Consider the following 22052-nt stretch of genomic DNA (forward strand, 5'->3'; position numbering starts at 1 on the left):
CTAGGAAGCTGGCTCATCAGTCCGGCGTGTTCCGCCGTGCTGGTAGGGGCGCATTATAGGGAGCCGCGCCGGGATGACAAGAGCAAAACTGCAAAAAATGGCACTTTTTGCAGTTTTCCGGTTCAACCGTTGCTTTATTAAACAAAAGCCCCGCATCGGCGGGGCTGTTTAGGGCAATAAACCCTGAATTTACATCACACTGCTACCTTTTTGACCAGAATTCGCGTGCGAAGCTGCGCACCTTTTCCCAATCGGTAAACTCGAGGTCCTTGCTGGTATCGGTGCTACCACCGGTGATCTTCATGATCAGCTGGATGATGCGAGTCTGCCACCAGTTATAGCGGGAGTACTGCAGCGCACCGGCAAACACACCCAGAGTTTTCGGCTTCCAGGGTGAGAGGCGCAGGAACTTCTTCATATAGGCATTGGTTTGCGGCGTCTGCTTCTCTGGCTTGCGGGCAGTCAGGTTGACGCAGAAGAAGGCCGCATTGGCCACCTCCAACTGCTCCTGATGGGCATGAATAAAGCTGAACAGGCTGGGGTGGAAGTTGCCATAACGAATGGAGGCACCGATCAAGACCTTGGCATACTTGCTGAGGTTGCACATCGGCAAGGTGTGCAGGTCATGCATCACCACTTCACATCCCGGCATCTGCTCCAGCATGACATCGACTATTTTGCGGGTTTGGCCATCCCGAGAGGAATAAAGCACCAGAATCTTGTCCATAACAACCTCAACTACGCCAGAATGCAGGAGTAAACAGTACCAGAAGCGTGAAAATTTCCAATCGGCCAAACAACATGGCCACCACCAGCACCCACTGGGCCGCAGGCGAGATATTGCCGAAGTTGGCAGATACCTCTCCCAGCCCCGGACCTACGTTGGTGAAAGCCGCCGCCACGGCGGTGAATGCGGTCACTTCGTTCAGTCCCGTCATCAGCAACAGCAGCATGAATATAAAGAAGAGAATGATATAGGTAGCGAAGTAGCCCCACACCGCCTCGACGATGCGCTCGGGCACCGCCCGATTCCCCAGCTTCAAGGTATAGATGGCTCTGGGGTGGACCAGCCGCTTCAGTTCGCGCATCCCCTGCATAAACAGGATCATGAAACGCATCACCTTGATGCCGCCGCCGGTACTGCCCGCGCAACAGCCGATAAAGGCGGAGAACATCAGCAGCATGGGCAGGAACGAGGGCCAGTCGGCATAGGTAGTGGTGCTGTAACCGGTGGTGGTGCCCAGAGAGACCGCCTGGAACAGCCCGTGGTTGAGCGCCTCTTGCCAGGTGGCGTAGTGTCCGTGGGTCAGCAAGGCGACAAAGCAGATCATCACCAGGGTCGCCTGAATGGCCAGGAACACCTTGAGTTCCGAGTCATAAAGATAGCGCCCGATCCGAACCGGACGGTGGGAGAAAACGGTAAAGTGGAGCGCAAAGTTCACGCTGGCCAGCAGCAGGAACACCACGGTAATCAGGTTGATGACCGGACTGTTGAAGAAACCGATGCTGGCGTCGTGGGTAGAGAAGCCACCGACCGACAGAGTCGAGAACGAATGGCACACCGCATCGAACAACGTCATCCCGGCCAGCCAATAGGCCAGCGCACAGAGTGCGGTCAGCAACAGATAGATGAACCAGAGCGCCTTGGCCGTTTCGGCGATACGCGGCGTCACCTTGGTATCCTTCACCGGCCCCGGGATCTCGGCACGGTAGAGCTGCATGCCCCCGATACCCAGCAGTGGCAGAATGGCCACCGCCAGTACGATGATCCCCATGCCCCCCAACCACTGCAGCAGTTGGCGATAGAACAGAAACGCCTTGGGCAGGTTATCGAGCCCGGTCAGTACCGTTGCGCCTGTGGTGGTCAGGCCGGAAAAAGATTCGAAGAAGGCTTCCGAGACCGACATGTCCGGCACGTCGCTCATGATGAAGGGCACCGCCCCCACACTGCCCAGCACAGTCCAGAACAGCACCACGATGAGGAAGCCCTCTTTCGAGCGCATCTCCTTCTTGTGATAGCGGTTGGGAAACCAGAGCACCACGCCGAGCAGCAGAGCGATCAGAAAAGAGCTGACGAACTCGGCACCACCACCATCCCGATAGCCGAAGGCCACCAGTGCAGGCAACAGCATGGTCGAACTGAACAGCGCAACCAGCAGGCCAACAATGCGAATAATGCTCAGGATGTGCATTACAGCTCCCTTTCCCCAATTAAAGAGCGATGGATTCTAGCCATCTAAGGGACTGAGGGATACCCGCCCATGAGTCCGGTCGGTCAATTCACGGTCCACCTGAGCCCAAACAGCGGACTCCCAAGCCACCTGCAAGGTGACCTGCTGACCGTAATCTGCCGCCAGCAATTCGCCATTATGGTTGCTGATCAGCGACTCGACCGTCCCCATGTCACCGTAATCGCAGTGAATGAGAGAGGGGGTGCGCGGCACCTTGAGCAGGGTTGGCAGCTGCTTGAGGGCAGCACCGACACCGCCCCCATAGGCTTTGACCAGTCCACCGGTGCCAAGCTGGATGCCGCCGTAGTAACGCACCACCACGGCGCAGATTTCACCAAGCCCCGAGCCCATCAACTGGGCCAGGATCGGCTTACCCGCCGTACCGGAAGGTTCGCCATCATCGCTGAAGCCATAGACCTGACTATCTTGCGGCGCGCCAGCCACAAAGGCCCAGCAGTGATGGCGAGCGGTCGGATGTTGGCGCTTGATCTCGTTGACCCACCCCTTGGCCGCCTCGACAGTCGGGGTGTGGGCAATCAGGGTAATGAAGCGGCTCTTCTTTATCTCTTCGGTCAACTCCAGCGGGGCAGCCGGAATGGAATAGGCTGCCGCCATCAGAGCCCTGCTTGTCTGGTCATGTTCTCCACCCCGTTGGCGTGCAGCACAATGTTGTCTTCGATGCGGATGCCACCAAACGGCCGCAGTGCCTCCACCTTGTTCCAGTTGACCCGTTTGCCCTGTTCGCCCTGACGCAGCGGCTCCAGCAGGCTGTCGATGAAGTAGAGTCCCGGCTCGATGGTGAACACCTGATCCACCTCCATCACCCGGGTGCAGCGCAGATAGGGGAACAGCTCGGGCGCCGCCAGATGGGTACCGCGCTCATCCTGCATAAAACCACCGGCATCGTGTACCTGCAAGCCAAGGAAGTGGCCGAGACCGTGAGGGAAGAAGACGTTGGTCACCCCGGTGTGGATCATCTCGTCCACCGACATGTCTACCAGCTCGGTGGTCTGCAGCAGGCGCGCCAGCTTGTGATGCATCTGCAGGTGCAGCTCGCTGTAGCGGCGACCCGGCTTGATCTCCTTGATGATCTCCTGTTGCTGCTCGTCGAGGGCTGCAATCAGATCGGCAAACTCGCCGCGCCGCCACGCCCAGGTGCGGGTGATGTCGGAGGCATAACCGTGAAAATCGACCCCCGCATCGATCAGGAAAGAGTGGCGTTCCACATCCGGCACCCGCAAGGCAGACAAATGGGTGTAGTGCAGGATGGCTGCATTGCGGTTGATGGCGACGATATTGCCGTAGGGCGCCTCATTGGCTCCCTGTCCGACCGCTTTCATGTAGGCCAGATTGATCTCGAACTCGCTCGCCCCCGCCATAAAGGAGTCCTTGGCGGCGATATGGCCGCGCACCCCGATCCGGTTCGCTTCGCGCAGACACTCCAGTTCGTAGGGGGTCTTGTAGGCGCGGTGATAGTGCAGGTAGTTGAGCACAGCCTCCGGATTGGGCTGGGTCAGCCCCAGCAGCTCGGCCACTTCCAGATGGCCGCCCAGGTAGGCCCATTCCTGCTTGTTGGCAGGCAGATGGTCGGCCACCTGCTCCGGCCTTGTCAGGAAACGGATATCGAAGAACTCGACCCAGAAGGCATTGGGCAGATCCGCCACCTTGTGCCAAAAATCCACCGGGCGATAGAACAGCAATACCGGTTTGTTCACCCCGTCCACCAGCAGCCAGCAGTGGGGGTTGTCCAGCACCGGCAACCAGGCCTTGAAGTGCGGGTTTACCTTGAACGGATAATCCTGATCATCGAGGAAGATGCGGTGGGTCTGGCCGGAGTGGATGGCCAGTCCGCTGAGCCCCTGTTGTTGCAGAATGTCGCGGGTGCGCTGCTGCAAGGTATCGAGGTGCTGGGCAAAAAGTTGGCTGTAGCTGCTCATGGCGTCCTGCTCCGAGGTGAATGTGATAGCAGCATAACACCAAGCTCGGGGCTGCTCGACCCGTCAAGCTGCCGCTTCGTGAGGTAACGCATGCGTTACAACCTGTTTGTTATCAACACAAAACCAAACATTAACAAATCAAAAACAATTCAATACACTGCCGGTAGATACATGAAGTCAGGGATTACTCATGGACAACCTCTGCCTGTGGCAACCGGATCCGCTCGGGATGCAGCAATCCAACCTCTACCGTTTTATGGCGGAGGTGAACCGTTTCCACAGCTTGCAGTTGCAGAACTATCCGCAGCTTTACCAATGGTCGGTGGAGAAGACCACCCGTTTCTGGCCGCTGGTGTGGCAACACTGCGGCGTCAAGGGCGAGCTCGGCAACATAGTGGCGGAGAATCGTCAGGATATGCAGCGCACCCGCTGGTTCCCCGACAGCCAGCTCAACTTCGCCGAGAACCTGCTGCGCCGACAGGACGAGAGCCCGGCCATCATCTCCCGCATCGAAGGAAGCCCAAGCCGCACCCTCAGCTGGCGTGAATTGAGTGATCTGGTGGCCCGGCTGGCTCAGTGGCTGCGCCAGCAGGGGATTGGTCGTGGCGATGTGGTTGCCGCCTATCTGCCCAATATTCCGGAAACTGTCGTTGCCATGCTGGCAACCAGCAGCCTCGGGGCGATCTGGACCTCCACCAGTCCCGACTTCGGTGAAGCCAGTGTGGTGGAGCGTTTCGGCCAGACCCGGCCGCGAGTGCTGTTTGCGGTGGATGGCTATCGCTATAGCGGCAAGGCTATCGACATTCAGGACAAAGTGGCAGGGGTCGTCAGCCAGATCGACAGCATAGAGCAGACGGTGATGATCCCCCTGCTCGGCAACCCGCTGCAGCTTGGCCACGACTGGCAGCAGTTGCTGGCGAGCCAGCACGGTGCCCAGCTCGCCTTCGAGCCGATGGCTTTCAACGATCCGCTCTACATCCTCTATTCGTCAGGTACGACCGGCAAACCCAAGTGCATCGTGCACGGCATCGGCGGCACCCTGCTGCAACACCTGAAAGAGCACCAACTGCACTGCGATATCAAACCGGGGGAGCGGATCTTCTACTTCACCACCTGCGGCTGGATGATGTGGAACTGGCTGGTGAGCGCCCTCGCCTCCGGCGCAACTCTGGTGCTCTACGACGGCTCGCCCTTCTACCCGGACGGCAACGTGCTGTGGGATCTCGCCCGCGACGAGCAAGTCAGCTTGTTCGGCACCTCGGCCAAATATCTCGATGCGTTGCACAAACAAGGCTATGCCCCCATCAAGACCCACGACTTGCCACAGCTACGGCTCGTCTGCAGCACCGGCTCCGTGTTGTCGCCGGAGGGATTCGACTACGTCTACCAGCAGATAAAGCAGGATGTACAGCTCAGCTCCATCTCCGGCGGCACCGATATCTGCTCCTGCTTCGTCATTGGCAATCCGCTCAGCCCGGTCTATCGCGGCGAGAGCCAGGGGCGTGGCCTTGGCCTCGCGGTACAGGTATTCAACGAAGCGGGCCAGCCGGTGCAGGGGGAGAAGGGCGAGCTGGTGTGCACCAAACCGTTCCCGGCCCAGCCCATCTACTTCTGGGGCGACGAGAACGGCGACAAATACCACGCCGCCTACTTCGAGCGGTTCGACAACATCTGGTGCCACGGCGACTGGATCGAGCTGACCCCGACCGGCGGCATTCTGTTCTACGGCCGCTCCGATGCCACCCTCAACCCGGGCGGCGTGCGGATCGGCACCAGCGAGATTTACCGCTACGTCGAGCAGCTCGACGAGGTGGAAGAGAGCATCGTCATCGGCCAACAGTGGCAGCAGGACGAGCGGGTGGTGCTGTTCGTCAAACTCAAGGCGGGCTGCAAGCTGGACGAGCCGCTGCGCGAGCGGATCCGCCAGCAGATAAAACAGCACTGCACCGCCCGCCACGTGCCGGCCCGCATCCTGCAGGTGGATGCCATCCCCCGCACCAAGTCCGGCAAGATCGTCGAACTGGCGGTGCGGGAGGTAGTGCACAACAGACCCGTCAACAACACCCACGCCCTCGCCGATCCAGAGGTGCTGAACCAGTATCGCAACCGGCCGGAACTGGCCAGTTGATAACAAACTCACATCCATCGGAGGCGCCGCAAGGCGCCTCTCTTTTGCCCGTTTTGTGATGAGGAGCTTTTACTCGAGAACTGTTAAACAAATGTTTTAAATAGGTGTTGAAAATGTCTCCTTTTGGATCAATAGTGAGCCTCGCCCCCTGCTGGGGATAAAGGAGCAACACCCCCCACTGAGTGGGAACAAGGAGACACTCTCATGATCTACCAAGGCGAAACCCTGTCGGTCAGCTACCTCGAAAACGGCATTGCCGAACTGAGGTTTGATGCCCCGGGTTCAGTCAACAAGCTTGATCGCGCTACCCTGCTCTCCCTGAGCGAAGCGATCGCCGCATTACAGCAACAAGCCGATTTGAAGGGTCTGATCCTCACCTCTGGCAAAGACGCCTTTATCGTCGGTGCCGACATTACCGAATTTCTGGAACTGTTCGATCTGCCGCAAGAAGATCTGCTCGGCTGGCTGAAAAAGGCCAACGACATCTTCAACGCCATCGAAGATCTGCCGGTGCCGACCCTCTCCGCCATCAAGGGTCACGCCTTGGGCGGCGGCTGCGAGACCATTCTCTCCACCGACTTCCGGCTGGCTGATACCACAGCCAAAATCGGCCTGCCCGAGACCAAACTCGGCATCATGCCGGGCTTTGGCGGCACCGTCCGTCTGCCGCGAGTGATCGGTGCCGACAACGCGCTGGAGTGGATCACCACCGGCAAGGATGTCCGCGCCGATGACGCCCTCAAGGTGGGCGCCATCGACGCCGTGGTCGCCCCCGAGGCACTGCAGAGCGCTGCGCTGCAGATGATCAAAGACGCCATCGCGGGCAAGCTGGACTGGCAGAGCCGTCGCGCCGCCAAAAAAGCCCCGCTGCGCCTCTCCAAACTGGAAGCCATGATGAGCTTCACCACCGCCGCCGGCATGGTTGCCGCCGTGGCGGGCAAACACTATCCGGCGCCGATGACTGCGGTGAAAACTGTCGAGGCCGCTGCTGGCATGGGCCGTGACGAAGCGCTGGTAGTTGAAGCACAGGGCTTTATCAAGCTGGCCAAGACCGATGTCGCCAAGGCGCTGGTCGGTATCTTCCTCAACGATCAGCACATCAAGGCGCTGGCCAAGAAGGCGGCCAAGCAGGCGAGCAAGGCCACCGGCCACGCCGCCGTACTGGGTGCCGGCATCATGGGCGGCGGCATCGCCTACCAGTCTGCCAGCAAGGGCATTCCGGCGGTGATGAAGGACATCAACGAGAAGGCGCTGGCACTTGGCATGGGCGAAGCCACCAAGCTGCTCAACGGCCAGCTCGAAAAGGGCCGCATCGATGGCATCAAGATGGGCCAGGTGCTCTCCGCTATCACCCCGACCCTCAGCTATGACAACGTCAAGCATGTGGATGTGGTGGTCGAAGCCGTGGTCGAGAATCCCAAGGTGAAGGCCGCCGTACTGGGTGAAGTAGAAGGGATCATTGGCGAAGACGCCGTGCTCGCCAGCAACACCTCCACCATCCCTATCTCCCTGCTTGCCAAAGGGCTGAAGCGTCCGCAGAACTTCTGCGGCATGCACTTCTTCAACCCGGTACACCGCATGCCACTGGTGGAGATCATCCGCGGCGAGCAGACATCCGATGAAACCATCAACCGCGTGGTGGCCTATGCCGCCGCCATGGGCAAGTCGCCGGTCGTGGTCAACGACTGCCCGGGCTTCTTCGTCAACCGCGTGCTGTTCCCCTACTTCTTCGGCTTCAACAAGCTGGTCGCCGATGGCGCCGACTTCGCGGCCGTCGACAAGGTGATGGAGAAGGAGTTCGGCTGGCCGATGGGCCCCGCCTACCTGCTGGATGTGGTCGGCATCGACACCGGTCACCATGCCGGTGACGTGATGGCGCAAGGCTTCCCGGCGCGCATGAGCAAGGAAGGCCGCACCGCCATCGACGTGATGTACGAAGTGAGCCGCTTCGGTCAGAAGAATGGCAAGGGTTTCTACGCTTACGAGCAGGACAAGAAGGGCAAGCCGAAGAAGGTGGCCGATGCCGCCAGCTACGAGCTGCTGGCCCCCATTGCCAAGCCGAAGCAGGACTTTGACAAGGAAGCCATCATCGCTCGCATGATGATCCCGATGATCAACGAGGTAGTGCTCTGTCTGGAAGAGGGCATTGTTGCCACGCCAGCCGAAGCCGACATCGCACTGGTCTACGGTCTGGGCTTCCCTCCCTTCCGCGGCGGCGTGTTCCGCTATCTGGACACCATTGGTCTGGATCGCTACGTGGCCATGGCCGACCAGTATGCCGACTTGGGCCCGCTCTACCGCGTCAGCGACAAGCTGCGCGAGATGGCCGCCCAGGGCAAAACCTTCTACTGATTGCGGAAAGGAGATCCATTCATGAAAGACGTAGTCATTGTCGACTGTATCCGGACCCCGATGGGCCGGTCCAAGGGCGGCGCCTTCCGCAACGTGCGTGCAGAAGATCTGTCCGCGCACCTGATGAGCTCCATCCTGCTGCGCAACCCCAACCTCGACCCGAACGAGATCGAGGATATCTACTGGGGCTGCGTGCAGCAGACCCTGGAGCAGGGCTTCAACATCGCTCGCAACGCCGCGCTGCTGGCCGGTATTCCGAAGCAGGTGGGGGCGGTCACCGTCAACCGTCTGTGTGGCTCCAGCATGCAGGCGCTGCACGACGCCTCCCGCGCCATTCAGGTGGGTGATGGGGACATCTTCATCATCGGCGGCGTCGAGCACATGGGGCACGTACCGATGAGCCACGGTGTGGACTTCCACCCCGGCATGGCCAAGTCGGTGGCGAAAGCCTCCGGCATGATGGGGCTGACCGCCGAAATGCTCGGCAAGCTGCACGGCATCAGCCGTCAGCAGCAGGACGAGTTTGCCGCCCGCTCCCATCGCCGCGCATATGCTGCGACCGTGGAAGGGCGCTTCGCCAAAGAGATCGTCGGGCTGGAAGGCCATGATGCCAGCGGCGCCCGCTTCTTCTACGACTACGACGAAGTGATCCGCCCGGAGACCACGGTCGATGGCTTAAGCCAGCTGCGTCCGGCATTTGACCCGGTCAACGGCACCGTCACCGCTGGCAGCTCCTCGGCGCTGTCCGATGGCGCCGCGGCCATGCTGGTGATGAGTGCGGATCGCGCCAAGGCGCTCGGCCTCACGCCCCGCGCCAGAGTGCGTGCCATGGCCGTTGCCGGTTGCGATGCCGCCATCATGGGTTACGGCCCGGTGCCAGCCACCCAGAAGGCGCTCAAGCGGGCTGGTCTGACCATCGGCGATATCGATCTGTTCGAGCTGAACGAGGCGTTTGCCGCCCAGTCCCTGCCCTGCGTGAAGGATTTGGGTCTGCAGGATCTGGTGGACGAGAAGGTCAACCTGAACGGCGGCGCCATTGCGCTGGGCCACCCGCTCGGCTGCTCCGGCGCCCGCATCTCCACGACTCTCATCAATCTGATGGAGGAGAAGGATGCCACCCTGGGCGTGGCCACCATGTGTATCGGCCTGGGTCAGGGTATCGCCACCGTGTTTGAACGGGTGTGATAACCAGCCGGATCGACGGGATGCACTACTGAGAGTTGTCCCTTTTCGGGGTCAGTCTGACTGGCCCCTTTTCAAGTCTGTGACGATCGCCACACGGGGTGATCGTCAGTGGTCAGAAGCTGTCTGTTGGCCGTCCCGTTTGGGTCGGCCTTTTTTCGTTTTAACCTTATCAATAGGCTGTTATTGCCTTAAACCTCACATTAGATGGGGGGCTTGCTTGCTTTTTACTCCCCCGACAGGTTCAATCTGCACAAAAAAATGGGTGGATGCACATACATATGTCAATGAGCAAACAACTGCTGATCGTCGATGACGACCAAGAGATCCGCGAGCTGCTCAATGAGTACCTGACCCGGGCGGGCTTTCAGGTATTGACGGCAGCGGAGGGTAACGAGATGCGCCAGCAACTCGCCCAGCACAGCCCGGACCTGATTATTCTGGACATCATGATGCCCGGCGAGGACGGTTTTACCCTCTGCCAGCAGATCCGTCGTGACTCCCAGGTGCCCATCATCATGCTGACCGCCGCCTCCGATGAAGCGGATCGGGTGATCGGCCTGGAACTGGGTGCCGACGACTATATCGCCAAGCCGTTCAGCCCCCGTGAACTGCAGGCCCGCATCAAGGCGCTGCTGCGCCGCGCCGAATTCCGCCAGCCGGAAAAAGAGAAAGAGCCTAGCCGCCGCCTGCGTTTTGCCGAGTGGACCCTCGACACCCTGAGCCACCAGCTGACCCATGACGATGGCAGCCTGCTGGATCTCTCCGGCAGCGATGCCATGCTGCTCGGCATGTTCCTGCAACAGCCCGGCGTGGTGCTGGATCGGGACACCATCTCCGATGCCACCCGTGGCCGCGAAAGCCTGCCGATGGAGCGCGGCATCGATGTGCAGATCAGCCGTCTGCGCCAGAAACTGGGGGACAACGGCAAGAGCCCGCGCATCATCAAGACTATTCGCGGCAGCGGCTACATGCTGATTGCCGAGGTGCACGAACTGCCATGAGCAACAAGTGGTCCTGGGGGGCGCTGGTGCCCCGCTCCCTGCTGTCACGGATGATCCTGCTGCTGTTGCTGGCCATCCTGCTCTCCCAGACCATTCTGACCGGCATCTGGATGCAGCAGATCCAGAAGCGGGAGCTGGAAGGGATGATCAGCACCACCCGCAACCTGGCGCTCTCCGCTGCGTCCACCGTCAACTTCTTCAAATCCCTGCCGCTGCAGTATCGCCATATCGCGCTGGACCAGCTGCGCAACATGGGTGGCAGCCGCTTCTTCGTCTCGCTCAACGAGGAAGAGATCCACATCAACGCCATCCCCGAGAGCGAACGCAAGACGCTGGTGCTGCAGGAGGTGCAGGGGGTGCTGACCCGCAAGCTCTCCGATGCCATGGCGATCAAGGTGGACTTCTCCCGACCCGACGACTTGCACGTATTCAACAACGACACCTTGCTGGCAGACCTGCCCTCCTCCTGGGCCCGCTACACCCTGTCGCTGGAACCGCTCAACCCGCCGGTGCTGGTGACCCAGATCGAAATTGAAAAGGGGGAGTGGCTCTATCTGGCGGCCCTGCTGCCCGCCCCCTACATGACCCTCGACGATACCGTGATGCCGAGCAATCAGGTGCGCTTTATCGCCCTGATGACGGTGTTCCTCTGCTTCTTCACCTTTATGCTGGTGCGCTGGCAGACCCGCCCGCTGCGTCGGCTCGCCAAGGCGGCGGTCAACCTCGGCAAGGATATCGACCAGCCCTCGCTCAAAGAGGAAGGGGCATCGGAAATCGTGGCGGCCACCCGCGCCTTCAACATCATGCAACACCGCATTCGCCGCTATATCGACGATAGAGAGCGGCTGTTCAGCTCCATCTCCCATGACCTCAAGACCCCCATCACCCGGCTGCGGCTGCGGGTCGAACTGCTCGACGACGAGGTGCAGATCGGCAAGTTCAACAAGGATCTCGACGAGCTGGAGCTGATGGTGAAGGGGGCGCTGCAGACGGTGAAAGAGACCGACATCCACGAGAACATCGAAGAGATCGACATCAACGCCCTGCTGGAGCAGATGGCGGAGTCGATGAACCTGCACGACGAGCGGCTGACCATTGAAGGCCACTGCAAATGGCCCTATCGCGGCAAGCTGCTGGCGCTCAAGCGCTGCATCGGCAATCTGGTGGACAACGGCATCAAATACGGCCAGAAAGTGCGCATCATCATCATGGATGACGAGGAGATGCTGATCCTCTTCATCATGGACGAGGGCCCCGGCCTGCCGGACGATCAGTTCGAGCGCATCTTCGAGCCCTATTACCGGCTCAGCACCGATCAGGCGGGCACCGGCCTCGGCCTTGGCATCGCCCGTAACATTGCCCACGCCCACGGCGGCGATCTGGTGCTGGAAAACCGTCCGCAAGGTGGCCTGCAGGCCACGCTCTCCCTACCAAGGCAGTAACCTTATGAAGTGGTTGTCTTTTTCTGTCATCGCCCTGCTATCACTACCGGCGTGCGCCTCTCAGGTGGAGGTGCTGCACTGGTGGACCTCCGGCGGTGAAGCCAAGGCCGTGGAGGTGCTCAAATCCGAGTGGACCGAACAGGGCAACCAGTGGAACGACTTCGCGGTACAGGGCGGCGGTGGCAAGAGCGCCATGACGGTATTGAAGAGCCGGGCACTGGCGGCCAACCCACCGGAGGCGGCCCACCTCAAGGGCTATGAACTCAAGGAGTGGGCCGGACTCGGCTTTCTGCGCGATCTCAGCCCGATGGCCGAACACCTCGGCTGGTACGCCAAAATGCCCCCCATGGTGCGGGCCACCCTCAGCCAGAGTGACGCCCTGATGGCGGTGCCGACCGGCATTCACCGGGTCAACTGGTTGTGGCTCAACCGCAAGGTGTTCGAGCAGCAGAAGCTCACTCCACCCACCGACTGGGCCCAGTTCGTCACCATCGCCGACCAGCTTAAAAAACGGGGTATCACCCCGCTCGCCATCGGCAACGAGCCCTGGCAGCTGGCAGTGTTGTTTGAAACGGTGGCGCTCGGTGAGGGCGGCAAGGAGTTCTACCGCAAGGCATTCCTCGAACAGGACAGCACCACCCTGACCGGCCCCGACATGGTGCGGGTGCTGACCCGCTTCCAGCAGCTGCGTGCCTATGTGCCGCAAAAATACGCCGGTCTGAAGTGGCATCAGGCCACCAATCTGCTGGAGAGCGGTGGCGCCGCCATGCAGGTGATGGGTGACTGGGTGAAGGGGGAGCTGAGCGCGGGCAACTACCGGCCGGGTGAGGATATCGCCTGCCTGCCGAGCCCGGGCAGCGCAGGGCTGTTCAGCTACAACCTCGACTCCATCGCCATGTTCAAGCAGCGGGATCCGGCCCAGCTACAGGCCCAGGGCGAGCTGGCCCAGCTGCTGATGACGCCAACATTCCAGGCAGAGTTCAACCGGGTGAAGGGATCGATCCCGGCGCTGACCAACCCCGACATGAGCAAGTTCGACCGCTGCGCCGTGCGCTCCTATCAGGATTTCCTGCTGGCGGAAAAGCAGGACAACCTGCTGCCCAGCATGGCGGAGGGGATGGCGACGCCGACCAATATGCGTCAGGCGATCATGGATGTGCTGAGCAACTACTTCAACGACCCCAAAGCAAACCCGCAGCAGACGGCGCTGCATCTGGAGCGGGCGATGCGCTCGACCCGCTGATCCGGGCAAATGGCCGAGCGGCAGAAATGACAAAGGCGGAATTGCTCCGCCTTTGTTGTTGAATCGTCATCCGGTTCAGGATTGATCGTTTTCGTCCTCATCCTCGTCATAGTAATCGCTGAGCTCGATCCAGAGCCCCAACCCCACCATCACCATGGAGCCGAACCAGGTACCGGTGTTCCCGATCGGGCTGCCCATCACTATCATGGCGAAGGACAAGAACCCCATGCCTGCATAGGCTTGTAATCTGCCGTAGGAGACCTGCATATTCACCTCCTTGTTGAATATGGTTCAATTTTTATATTACTCGTCCGGCGCAAGCTGGATAGGGCCGAATAACATTTCGGTTACATATGCTGGTTAATGGGTCGTTTGTTTGATTATTTTTTAGCCCTGAGTATCATTGGCAGCCGAATAGGTTGAAGGTTGATAATAGATGAGTGATTTATTCTGCGATGCAACCCATGAGTTGGATGCAATCGGGCTTCGTTGCCCGGAACCCGTTATGATGGTTCGCAAGAAAGTGCGGCTGATGGCGGATGGCGAGACCCTGCTGGTTAGCGCCGACGATCCTTCAACCACCCGCGACATCCCCAGTTTCTGCCGCTTTATGGATCACACCCTGGTCGCCAGCGAGACAGAGCAGGCCCCTTACCGCTATCTGATCCGCAAGGGTCAATAAGCCCCCGAACCGGAGCACTCCATGACAACCATTACCCGAATCGGCACCACCCAGCGTTGGTCAGACGTGGTCATCCACAATGGCACCCTCTATGTGGTGGAAGTGCCCGTCAGCGAAGAGGCCGATATCCACCAGCAGACCCGCGAAGTGCTGGCGAGCCTGCAACGTCTGCTGGAAGCCAACGGCTCCGGCGTCGACAAGATCCTGATGGCCAACATCTATCTCAAAGACATTCAGGACATCGCTGCCTTCAACGAGCAGTGGGATGCCTGGATCCCGGCTGGCACTGCACCGGTTCGCGCTTGCGTACAGGCCCGTCTGGCCCACGACGGCTACAAGGTGGAAGTGCAGCTGACTGCCGCTGTCTAAGAGGCGGTTATCCCCCTCATCCCCGCCCCTTCTCCCGCAAGGGGAGAAGGGAGCAAAGAATAAGGAGCCATTGCTAGCCACGGCTCCAATAGAAAGGCCCCGCCATTACTGGCGGGGCCTTTTCGTTACCAAAACCTGAACGACTTAGGCGGTCGGGGTCAGGGTAATGGTCACGCGACGGTTCTGGGCTTTGCCAGCCGCGGTGCTGTTGGAGGCGATCGGCTGATCCGGGCCTACACCGGTGGTGGAGATGCGGCTGCCAGCGACACCCTGACCAATCAGCTGGGCGGCAACGGCATCGGCACGCTCGCGGGAGAGCTTCATGTTCAGATCGCGGGAACCGCTGCTGTCGGTGTGACCGACCACGTTCAGGCGGGTCTTGTCGAACTCGGCAACCACCATGGCCACACCGGAGAGGGTGTTGGCACCGGCCGCTTTCAGCTGGGCGCTGGAGCTGTCGAAGGTGACGTTGTTCGGCATGTTGAGGATCAGCTGGTCACCATTGCGGGTGACGCTGACGCCGGTGCCTTGCAGCTTCTCGCGCAGCTTGGCTTCCTGCACATCCATGTAGTAACCGATACCGCCGCCCAGCGCCGCACCTGCCGCCACACCAGTCAGGATCCCCTTCTTGCGGTCACCCTTGCTGGAGGACATGGCACCGATTGCCGCGCCGGTTGCGGCACCGGCCAGCGAACCCCAGACCGCCTTGGAGGTCTGCTGCTCACCGGTGTACGGGTTGGTAGTACAGCCGCTCAGGGCCACGGCCAGCGCAACCGCCGGAACAATTGTCTTGAAATGCATGAAAAAAAACCTCTGAAAAAACCGACTCAAAACCACAAAGCGCGCATTCTACCCCAGCCGCGTGCCAAGGTGTGACGTCAGGATACGGATTGCGCCCTCTTCTGGCGGATGGCCGCCATTATGCCGGGGAGCACTGGACAAGAGCTGAACACCGGACCATCCCCCATGACCGAGCCCCCGGCCACAAACGACAGCGGGCTGGCTGACGCCATTGACTACTATTGAAGGCACCATCAATAGATCTTTGAGGTCTCGCCATGTTTGCACTGCTTCGCAACCTCTCGATCCGCCATCTGCTGTTGGGCGCGAGCCTGGTTATCCTGCTGACCATGGTGCTGGGCGGCATCTGGCGCAGCACCCTGACCGATCGGCTCGGACAACTGCCAGAACAGCTGATCACCAGCGCCAACCGGCAAATTACCCTGCAGGAGCTGCGCTATCACACCACTCAGGTGCAGCAATTTCTGACCGATGCGGCCGTCTCGGGGGAGCAGGACTCCGTTGCCGAGGCGGAGCAGCATGCCCAGACTGCCCGGCAGCTGCTCGACACCCTGCCGCAGTTGCAGAGTGCCCTCACCCCCTTGCTGGCTCGCCAGTTGGAGACAGGCAAACGGATGGTCGATGCCTACCTCAAGGAGGGACGCGAAGCGGGCAACCGCCTGATGAAACAGCCTGGCGAGGGATTTGACGCGATAACCGATAGCATCGCCACTCAGGTGGCAGGGGCGCTGGAGCAGCAACAACAACAGCTGATGAGTCAGGAGCGGGAGATCGCCAGCCAAAGCAGCGCCCTGCAAAGCCAGGATCTGCTGCTGCTCGTGGTCAGCCTCACCATCATCATGCTGATGTTGCTGCTGATCCATCTCAAGACTGTGCGGCCACTGCAACAGCTGATGACCCAGCTGGTCGAGCTGGCCAACCACAGCCACAACCTCACGTTCCGGCTGCGCAGCCGCGGGCAGGATGAATTCGCCTACCTCGCCACCGTCTTCAACCGCTTCCTCGACAATATCGACAGCCTGATCGGCTCGGTGCAGCAGGTCTCTCACAAGACCCACGACAAGATGGCGCTGCTGATGAACCATTCCGGCAGCACCCTGAGCAGCATGCAGCGGGCGCAGCAAAGTACCGACATGCTGGCGACCGCCATCAACGAAATGACCGCCACCGTCCACAACATCGAACACAATACCGAGCAGGCCAGTCAGGATACCCTGCTCACCCAGCAGCAGGCCCACGATGGCCAGCAGCAGGTGAGCCAGACCATCGCCCTGATCCGTCAGGTGGCCACCCATATCGAGCAATCCGCCGGTGAGGTGACCCGGCTGGATCAGGAGAGCAGCCAGATCGGCAACATTCTGCAGGTGATCAGCACCATCTCGGAACAGACCAACCTGCTGGCGCTCAATGCCGCCATCGAGGCAGCTCGGGCTGGCGAACAGGGGCGCGGCTTTGCGGTGGTCGCCGACGAGGTGCGTCAGCTGGCAACCCGCACCCAGGCCGCCACCGTCGATATCCAGCAGCGGATCGAAGCGTTGCAGAACAACACCCGCCATGCCGTCAGCACCATGCATACCACCCGCAACGTCAGCGAACAGGCGGTCAACCAGGCCGCGGGCACCGGCGAAACCCTCAATGCCATTGTCTCGGCCATTACCCGGGTCGCCGACATGAATGGTCAGATCGCCACGGCAGCCGAGCAACAGGCTCAGGTCGCGGAAGAGACCAATCGCAACGTCATGCAGGTTGCCAATATTGCTCGTGAATGCCTCGAGCTGGCCCGCGAGAGTCGGGCCCACACGCGCGACCTGAACCAGTCCAATGAGGAGATCAGCCTGATCAGCGACCAGTTCGAGGTGAGCCAGCAGCAATCAACGGGCCATGAACACGACCTGCTGCGCTGGAACGAAACGTTCATGGTGGGTGTGGCGAGCGTGGATCGTCAGCACCAGGGTCTGTTCGATGCGATGAACCGCTTCTACCACGCGGTCAGTGATAACAGTCCGGTGCAGGTGCGCAAACAGCGGCTGGACGAGCTGCTCAAGCTGGCGATTCAGCACTTTGCCGACGAGGAGCGCAGTATGGAACAGGCGCGCTACCCCGAGCTGCAACGCCACAAACAGGAGCATGCCAGGCTGCTGGCAGAGCTGGGCAACCTGATCCACCGCGAAGATGGCGACGAACAGGATCTCAACATGGAGATGATCATCTTCCTCAAGAGCTGGCTGCTCAACCATATCCTGAAGGTGGACAAGCAATACAGCGAGTGCATGGTAAAGGCGGGAGTAGCGTAAGCCGCCACCCGGCGACCAGATGCAAAAAGGCTCCCGTTTTCGGGAGCCTTTTTCTTGTCACACTGTTTGGCTGCCAGCGGTTGGCCAGATCGGGCCACTGCCATGAAGCGAGGATCAGCGGCGGCGGATATCCCGCGCATCTTCCCGCACATCCTGCTTGAACTGGCGCTTGTCCTGACGGCAGTCGACGTTGTTCAGGTACTCTTCCTGACGGCAATCCTGCTTCATGTCGCGAGCCTGCGGGCGGCCATCCTGACGCACATCGCGGGCATCCTGACGGGCGTCCTGATGACCGGTGTAACTATCCTGACGAACATCCCGTGCGTCGCTGCGGGCATCCTGACGAATGTCGCGCGCCTCTTTGACCGCCAGCGCAGGCAGTGAGGTCAGCAGGGTGGCGCAAGCCAGGATCAGGGCGCGGCAGGCGCGTCCGCGAACAGTGATGAAAGACATGAATGACTCCTTGATTGGGGAGCGCAATTCTGAACGGCCATCACTGTATCCCGACTGAACCGGATGCCACAAAGGGGCTCAATCCGGCTTCTTTTGCTGCTCTTTTTGGCACTCGGCGTGGCAAGGACAGCTGACCAGATGATCGTTCACCATCCCCACCGCCTGCATAAAGGCGTAACAGATGGTGCTGCCAACAAAGTTGAAGCCGAGCTTCTTGAGCGCTTTCGACATGGCATCCGACTCCGGCGAGGTCGCCGGAATATCGCCGTTGCCCTGGCGCTGGTTGACGATGGGGGCGCCACCGACAAAGCCCCACAGGTAGTCGGCAAAATCGATCCCCTGCTCCTGCAACGCCAGATAGGCGCGGGCATTTATGATGATCGATTGCACCTTGAGCCGGTTGCGGATAATGCCGCTGTCCTGCATCAACCGCTCCACATCCTGCTCGTCGAACCGGGCGATCAGCACCGGATCAAAGTCGGCATAGGCGCGGTAGTAGCTCTCGGTACGCTTCAGGATGGTGATCCACGACAGCCCCGCCTGCTGGCCGTCGAGGCAGAGCTTGGCAAACAGTTCGCGGGCGTCATAGACCGGCCTGCCCCACTGTTTGTCATGGTATTCAATGTATTCCGGGTCTTTGGTCACCCAGGCGCAGCGCAGTTCCATTTTCTCTCCCTTATGATTTCAGCGGCTTCCCCGACCCTGCCCACTCTGCTGGCGGCATCGCTCACATCCTGTACCGGACATCCCGCCCGACCAGCCAGGGCGCAGTGCCATCCCGTGAATCCGCTGCAATTTCGCCTATTATCCGACCATGCCAGACGGTATACTCCCTCGGTTCACATTCAGCAAATCTTGCTCTGATTTTCACTTCGCGCGAAAAAAATTATGCAAAAATTCGATGTCAAAACCTTTCAGGGCCTGATCCTGCAGCTGCAGGACTATTGGTCCCGCCAGGGCTGTACCATCATTCAGCCGCTGGATATGGAAGTGGGTGCCGGTACTTCCCACCCCATGACCTGTCTGCGTGCCCTGGGCCCGGAGCCCATCGCCTGCGCCTACGTGCAACCGTCCCGCCGTCCGACCGATGGCCGCTACGGTGAGAACCCGAACCGCCTGCAGCACTACTACCAGTTCCAGGTGATCATCAAGCCTTCCCCCGACAACATTCAGGAACTCTATCTGGGCTCCCTGAAAGAGCTGGGCATGGATCCTGAAATCCATGACATCCGCTTCGTGGAAGACAACTGGGAAAACCCGACGCTGGGTGCCTGGGGTCTGGGTTGGGAAGTGTGGCTGAACGGCATGGAAGTGACCCAGTTCACCTACTTCCAGCAAGTTGGCGGCCTCGAGTGCAAGCCGGTGACCGGCGAGATCACCTACGGTCTCGAGCGTCTGGCCATGTACATTCAGGGCGTAGACAGCGTCTACGATCTGGTCTGGTCTGACGGCCCGCTGGGCAAGACCACCTACGGCGACGTGTTCCACCAGAACGAAGTGGAGCAATCCACCTACAACTTCGAACACGCCGATGTGGAGTTCCTGTTCCACTGCTTCGAGCAGTACGAGAAGGAAGCCCAGCACCTGCTGGCACTGGAAAAACCGCTGCCGCTGCCTGCCTACGAGCGCATCCTCAAAGCCGCTCACTCCTTCAACCTGCTGGATGCCCGCAAGGCCATCTCGGTCACCGAGCGTCAGCGCTACATCCTGCGCATTCGCACCCTGACCAAGGCCGTGGCAGAGGCATACTACGCCTCCCGCGAAGCGCTGGGCTTCCCGATGTGCCAGCGTAGCGACGACACGCGTGAGCGCAGTGAGAACAAGCAAGGTTAAGGAACGGACATGGCACAACATACATTTCTGGTAGAGATCGGTACTGCTGAGCTGCCGCCCAAAGCCCTGCGCTCCCTGGCCGAAGCCTTTGCCGACAACCTCAAAAGCGAATTGACCAAGGCCGATCTGGCCTTCGGCGACGTCGAGTGGTTTGCCTCACCGCGCCGTCTGGCCCTCAAGGTGAGCGAGCTGGCTGGCGAACAGCCGAGCAAGAGCGTCGAGAAGCGCGGCCCGGCCGTGTCTCAGGCGTTCGATGCCGAAGGCAAGCCGACCAAGGCTGCCGAAGGCTGGGCTCGCGGCAACGGCATCACCGTTGAGCAGGCCGAGCGTCTGGTCACCGACAAGGGCGAGTGGCTGGTTCACACCGCCAAGGTCGAAGGCCGTCCGGCCAAAGAATTGCTGGGCGAACTGGTTGCCTCCGCACTGGCCAAGCTGCCCATCCCGAAAATGATGCGTTGGGGCGACAAGACCATCCAGTTCGTGCGTCCGGTGTTCACCGTGACCCTGCTGCTGGATGGGGATCTGGTGCCCGCTCACATTCTGGGTATCGACTCCGCCCGCACTATTCGCGGTCACCGCTTTATGGGCGAGAGCGAATTCACCATCGACAACGCCAGCCAGTACCCGCAGATCCTGCAGGAGCGCGGCATGGTGATTGCCGATTTCATGGCGCGCAAGGCCAAGATCAAGGCTGACGCCGAAGCGGCCGCTGCCGCCTTCGGTGGCGTTGCCGATCTGGACGACGCCCTGCTGGAAGAAGTGACCGCACTGGTCGAGTGGCCGGTGGTGCTGACCGCCAACTTTGAAGAGAAGTTCCTGGCCGTTCCCGCTGAAGCGCTGGTTCACACCATGAAGGGTGACCAGAAGTACTTCCCGGTCTACGACAAGAACGGCAAGCTGCTGCCGAAGTTCATCTTCGTCACCAACATCGAGTCCAAAGACCCGAGCCAGATCATCAGCGGCAACGAGAAGGTGGTTCGCCCCCGTCTCTCTGACGCCGAGTTCTTCTTCAAGACCGACCTCAAGCAGACCCTGGCCTCCCGCCTGCCGCGCCTTGAAACCGTGCTGTTCCAGCAACAGCTGGGCACCGTCAAGGCCAAGGTCGAGCGCATCGAGACCGTCGCCGGCTTTATCGCCGAGCGTATTGGCGCCGATGTCACTCAGGCCAAGCGTGCCGGTCTGCTCTCCAAGTGTGATCTGATGACCAACATGGTCGGCGAGTTCACCGACACCCAGGGTGTCATGGGGATGCACTACGCCCGTCACGATGGCGAAGACGAAGCGGTGGCCGTGGCCCTCAACGAGCAGTACATGCCGCGCTTTGCCGGTGATGCCCTGCCGTCCGGTCTGGTTGCCTGCGCCGTCGCGCTGGCCGACAAGCTCGACACCCTGGCCGGTATCTTCGGCATCGGCATGCTGCCGAAGGGTGACAAGGACCCGTTCGCACTGCGTCGCGCCGCCATCGGTGCCCTGCGCATCATGACCGAGAAGCAGCTGGATCTGGATCTGGTTGAACTGGTTGAAGAAGCGGTACGCGTCTACGGCGACAAGCTGACCAACAAAACCGTCGTCACCGACGTGGTCGACTTTATGCTGGGCCGCTTCCGCGCCGCCTATCAGGACGAAGGCATCGGTGCCGACGTGGTGCTGGCCGTACTGGCCCGCCGCCCGACCCGTCCGCTCGACTTCGATCGTCGCGTCAAGGCCGTCAGCCACTTCCGCACTCTGGATGCCGCACTGGCACTGGCTGCCGCCAACAAGCGCGTGAGCAACATTCTGGCCAAGGTCGAAGGCGAGTTGCCGACTGCCGTCAAACCGGAACTGCTGGTCGATGCCGCCGAAAAGGCGCTGGCTACCCAGGTTGCCGAACTGCAAGCCGAACTGGCCCCGCTGTTCGCTGCCGGTGACTATCAGGCTGCCCTCACCCGTCTGGCCGCCCTGCGCGAGCCGGTCGATACCTTCTTCAACGAAGTGATGGTGATGGCCGACGACGAAGCCCTCAAGGCCAACCGTCTGGCGCTGCTGAACAACCTGCGCAACCTGTTCCTGCAAGTCGCGGATATCTCCCTGCTGCAGTGATTCTGGTTAAGTAAGTGATATT

General features: G+C 60.5%; 19 protein-coding genes. 11 read left to right on the forward strand and 8 right to left on the reverse strand.

All coding sequences use genetic code 11. From position 1 onward, the window contains the following. Positions 1–202 precede the first annotated feature (202 nt). From hemG to pepQ, 4 genes are read right to left on the reverse strand one after another with little or no spacing between them, the layout of a single operon-like run. Positions 203–727: a menaquinone-dependent protoporphyrinogen IX dehydrogenase gene (gene hemG, locus BSP75_RS00560; RefSeq protein WP_058053211.1), complete on the reverse strand. Its 525-nt coding sequence runs from the start codon at positions 725–727 to the stop codon at positions 203–205. Positions 728–734: 7 nt separating this feature from the next. Then, a complete protein-coding gene (locus BSP75_RS00565) occupies positions 735–2192 on the reverse strand; it encodes a TrkH family potassium uptake protein (protein ID WP_042656824.1) in 1458 nt (485 codons plus the stop codon). A 36-nt stretch (positions 2193–2228) separates the two neighbouring features. After that, complete coding sequence (locus BSP75_RS00570; protein WP_075111864.1) at positions 2229–2846, reverse strand: YigZ family protein; 618 nt, start codon at positions 2844–2846, stop codon at positions 2229–2231. Continuing rightward, on the reverse strand, positions 2846–4168 hold the full coding sequence (gene pepQ / locus BSP75_RS00575; protein ID WP_075111865.1) for a Xaa-Pro dipeptidase: 1323 nt from the start codon (positions 4166–4168) through the stop codon (positions 2846–2848). Before pepQ ends, BSP75_RS00570 begins: the two co-directional genes overlap by 1 nt. 190 nt (positions 4169–4358) lie before the next feature. Here pepQ and BSP75_RS00580 point away from each other — a divergent pair, with 190 nt between their 5' ends. The 6 genes from BSP75_RS00580 (at position 4359) to BSP75_RS00605 (ending at position 13519) form a co-directional block, all read left to right on the forward strand. Beyond that, on the forward strand, positions 4359–6296 hold the full coding sequence (locus BSP75_RS00580; protein WP_075111866.1) for an acetoacetate--CoA ligase: 1938 nt from the start codon (positions 4359–4361) through the stop codon (positions 6294–6296). A gap of 204 nt (positions 6297–6500) precedes the next feature. Then, the gene (fadB, locus tag BSP75_RS00585) at positions 6501–8648 is read left to right on the forward strand and encodes a fatty acid oxidation complex subunit alpha FadB (RefSeq protein ID WP_075111867.1); all 2148 of its coding nucleotides are present in this window, start codon (positions 6501–6503) and stop codon (positions 8646–8648) included. Beyond that, complete coding sequence (gene fadA, locus BSP75_RS00590) at positions 8649–9833, forward strand: acetyl-CoA C-acyltransferase FadA (RefSeq protein WP_204799113.1); 1185 nt, start codon at positions 8649–8651, stop codon at positions 9831–9833. It begins immediately after the preceding gene. 278 nt (positions 9834–10111) lie between these two features. Next, positions 10112–10834 (forward strand): response regulator transcription factor, encoded by a 723-nt coding sequence (locus BSP75_RS00595; RefSeq protein ID WP_005339475.1) that lies wholly within the window; start codon positions 10112–10114, stop codon positions 10832–10834. Further along, positions 10831–12276 (forward strand): ATP-binding protein, encoded by a 1446-nt coding sequence (locus BSP75_RS00600; RefSeq protein WP_042060719.1) that lies wholly within the window; start codon positions 10831–10833, stop codon positions 12274–12276. The genes BSP75_RS00595 and BSP75_RS00600 overlap by 4 nt, the downstream gene beginning before the upstream one ends. Before the next feature lie 4 nt (positions 12277–12280). Continuing rightward, positions 12281–13519, forward strand: a complete 1239-nt coding sequence (locus BSP75_RS00605) for an ABC transporter substrate-binding protein (protein ID WP_075111869.1) — start codon at positions 12281–12283, stop codon at positions 13517–13519. A 75-nt stretch (positions 13520–13594) separates the two neighbouring features. Here BSP75_RS00605 and BSP75_RS00610 read toward each other — a convergent pair whose 3' ends face one another. After that, positions 13595–13786: a hypothetical protein gene (locus BSP75_RS00610; RefSeq protein WP_005339471.1), complete on the reverse strand. Its 192-nt coding sequence runs from the start codon at positions 13784–13786 to the stop codon at positions 13595–13597. A 169-nt stretch (positions 13787–13955) separates the two neighbouring features. On the opposite strand from BSP75_RS00610, the gene tusA reads away from it, so the two are divergent. After that, positions 13956–14201, forward strand: a complete 246-nt coding sequence (gene tusA / locus BSP75_RS00615; protein ID WP_005342448.1) for a sulfurtransferase TusA — start codon at positions 13956–13958, stop codon at positions 14199–14201. A 21-nt stretch (positions 14202–14222) separates the two neighbouring features. Next, on the forward strand, positions 14223–14570 hold the full coding sequence (locus BSP75_RS00620) for a RidA family protein (protein WP_075111870.1): 348 nt from the start codon (positions 14223–14225) through the stop codon (positions 14568–14570). Positions 14571–14714: 144 nt separating this feature from the next. On the opposite strand, the gene BSP75_RS00625 is transcribed toward BSP75_RS00620, so the two are convergent. Then, positions 14715–15371, reverse strand: a complete 657-nt coding sequence (locus tag BSP75_RS00625; protein ID WP_042060728.1) for an OmpA family lipoprotein — start codon at positions 15369–15371, stop codon at positions 14715–14717. Between the two features lie 257 nt (positions 15372–15628). On the opposite strand from BSP75_RS00625, the gene BSP75_RS00630 reads away from it, so the two are divergent. Then, the gene (locus tag BSP75_RS00630) at positions 15629–17665 is read left to right on the forward strand and encodes a bacteriohemerythrin (RefSeq protein ID WP_075111871.1); all 2037 of its coding nucleotides are present in this window, start codon (positions 15629–15631) and stop codon (positions 17663–17665) included. Between the two features lie 114 nt (positions 17666–17779). Here BSP75_RS00630 and BSP75_RS00635 read toward each other — a convergent pair whose 3' ends face one another. Continuing rightward, positions 17780–18118 carry a hypothetical protein gene (locus BSP75_RS00635; protein WP_042060731.1) on the reverse strand — a complete coding sequence of 113 codons (339 nt, stop codon included), beginning with the start codon at positions 18116–18118 and terminating at the stop codon, positions 17780–17782. Positions 18119–18196: 78 nt separating this feature from the next. Then, positions 18197–18784 (reverse strand): DNA-3-methyladenine glycosylase I, encoded by a 588-nt coding sequence (locus BSP75_RS00640; protein WP_075111872.1) that lies wholly within the window; start codon positions 18782–18784, stop codon positions 18197–18199. 222 nt (positions 18785–19006) lie between these two features. Between BSP75_RS00640 and glyQ the strand changes: the two genes are divergently transcribed. Both glyQ and glyS read left to right on the forward strand, forming a co-directional pair. After that, complete coding sequence (gene glyQ / locus BSP75_RS00645) at positions 19007–19951, forward strand: glycine--tRNA ligase subunit alpha (RefSeq protein WP_075111873.1); 945 nt, start codon at positions 19007–19009, stop codon at positions 19949–19951. A gap of 9 nt (positions 19952–19960) precedes the next feature. After that, on the forward strand, positions 19961–22030 hold the full coding sequence (gene glyS, locus BSP75_RS00650; RefSeq protein ID WP_075111874.1) for a glycine--tRNA ligase subunit beta: 2070 nt from the start codon (positions 19961–19963) through the stop codon (positions 22028–22030). Positions 22031–22052: the final 22 nt, after the last annotated feature.

Origin of the sequence: Aeromonas sp. YN13HZO-058 (assembly GCF_001921245.1) — a bacterium.
Taxonomy (GTDB): domain Bacteria; phylum Pseudomonadota; class Gammaproteobacteria; order Enterobacterales; family Aeromonadaceae; genus Aeromonas; species Aeromonas allosaccharophila.